The 2,205-nt window shown below is 70.6% G+C and carries 2 protein-coding genes; both read left to right on the forward strand.

The window, feature by feature from the left end; genetic code table 11:
• Positions 1 to 462: winged helix-turn-helix domain-containing protein (locus ACFVJQ_RS45840; protein ID WP_385791931.1), on the forward strand; the 462-nt coding region annotated here is incomplete at its 5' end.
• The coding region (locus ACFVJQ_RS45845) for a sensor histidine kinase (RefSeq protein ID WP_385791933.1) at positions 459 to 2,205 on the forward strand (1,747 nt) is incomplete at its 3' end. The genes ACFVJQ_RS45840 and ACFVJQ_RS45845, both read left to right, overlap by 4 nt.

Below are 2,205 nucleotides of genomic sequence, written 5' to 3' on the forward strand. Positions count from 1 at the left end.
CTCATGCTCACCGCCCGCTCCACCGAGGACGACGTGCTGCTCGGCCTGGAACTCGGCGCGGACGACTACATGACCAAGCCGTACAGCCCACGGGAACTGCTGGCCCGCATACGCACCGTGCTGCGCCGCACCCTGCGCCCCGCCGAGGACTCCCCGGTGCTCCGCGCGGGCGGCATCACCGTCGATCCGGCACGGCACGAGGTCACCTGCGACGGCATCGCCGTCCCGTGCACTCCCGGCGAGTTCGCCATCCTCCACGCCATGACCGCGGAACCCGACCGGGTCTTCTCGCGCCGTCAACTGCTGCAGCTCACCCGGGGCCACGACCGCGCCTCCACCGAGCGCGCCATCGACGTACACATCATGAACCTGCGCAAGAAGATCGAGCCCGACCCGCGCAGGCCCGTCCGGCTGCTGACCGTCTTCGGCGTCGGCTACAAGCTCACCGGTCAGCCCACATGACGCCCGGCCCCCGCATCCCCTGGCGCAAAAGCCTTCTGGTACGGCTTCTCCTCACCTCCGTGACGATCGCCGTACTCTCCGTCGGCGCCACCGCCTGGCTGGCCGTGGAGACCACCACGCGGGCCATCCAGGAGGAGCGCGGCCAAGTGCTCTCCGACGACGCCGACATCCTGCGTCGGCTCAGCGGCTTCGCCGCGACCCACGCCGACTGGAGCGGAGTGCAGCCCTCGGTCCGCACGCTCTCGCGCACCATGGACCGGCGCATCGCCCTGACGACCGAGACCGGACGCACCATCGCCGACTCGGCCGCCCCCGGCACCGCCCTGCCCGCCCGTGCATCGGCCACCGTCGACCCGCTGACCACCGACACCTACACCGAGCCAGGAGCCCAGCTGGCCGGGATCGACCCGCGGGCGGTGGGCCCGTATCTGCTCACCACGGCCGAGCGGACACTGGTGAAGACGGTCGCCGAGAAGCGTCTGCGCTGTATGCGCCGGTACGCGAGCGACGGCAGCCTCCGACAGATGCCCAGCGGCCGTACGGTGGTCATCGCCCCCGACGGCGGAGCGGCCTCCGTGCCGCTGGAGTGCGCCGACGGAGTCCTCAACACACCCACGCGCACCGAGCAGAAGGCACTGGACGAACTCAACGTTCTGGCCAAGCGTTGCTTCGACAATCCCAAGAAGGGGCGGGACGCCACACCGGTGGGAATCGGGGGTGAACTCATCGCCGGCGTCGACACCCCGGTGGGCGACCGTGCCCGCGGGCTCGGTGTCAGCCAGCAGACGCAGACCTGTGTCGACAGCGCTCGCCGCACACAACTCGACCCGTACGTCGCCCCGAGGGCCAGACTCTATCTGGGCAACCTGGGCGGGCAGCCCGCAGGCTTCGACCTCTCGCCCACCAACAAGGCCAAGATCGTCGGTGTCACGGCGCTCGTCCTCGCCGTCACGATCGCCATGACCACTGTCGTCGCGATCCGCCTCGTCCGTCCCCTGCGAGCCCTGACAGCCGCGGCCCAGCAGCCGCCGCACCGGCACGCACGCGTCGCCGTCACCACCAAGGACGAGACCGGCTATCTGGCCGCCGCCTTCAACGACCTCACCGCGCGCCGCGAACACCTTGAAGCCCAACGCAAAGCCATGGTCAGCGACATCGCCCACGAACTGCGGACGCCGCTGACCAATATCCGGGGCTGGCTGGAAGTCACCCGCGACGGGCTGGTCGAGCCGGACCCGGACCTCATCGCCGCCCTGCACGACGAGGCGCTGCTCCTGCAGCACATCATCGACGATCTGCGCGATCTCGCCGCGGCCGACGCCGGCACGCTGAAACTGCACCGCGAACCGGTGCGCGCGGACGACCTCGTCGCCCAGGCGGTGTCGGCCCACAGCACCCGCGCCGAAACCGCGGGCATCCGCCTGCACGCGCACACCGACCCCGGCCTCTGGCTGGACGCCGACCCGGTGAGGATGCGCCAGGTCCTGGGCAATCTCATCTCCAACGCACTCCGGCACACCCCCACGGGCGGTACGGTCACGGTCACCGCGCGGCACACCGGTGATCTGGCCGTTCTCACAGTGGAGGACACGGGCGGCGGCATCGCACCCGACGACCTGCCCCATGTCTTCGAACGCTTCTGGCGAGCCGAGAAGTCCCGCAGCAGGCACACCGGGGGCAGCGGACTGGGCCTGTCCATCGTCCGCCAGTTCGTCGAGGCACACGGCGGAACCGTCACCGCCG

The sequence above is a fragment of the Streptomyces sp. NPDC127197 genome (genome assembly GCF_042672405.1).
GTDB lineage: Bacteria > Actinomycetota > Actinomycetes > Streptomycetales > Streptomycetaceae > Streptomyces > Streptomyces flavusporus.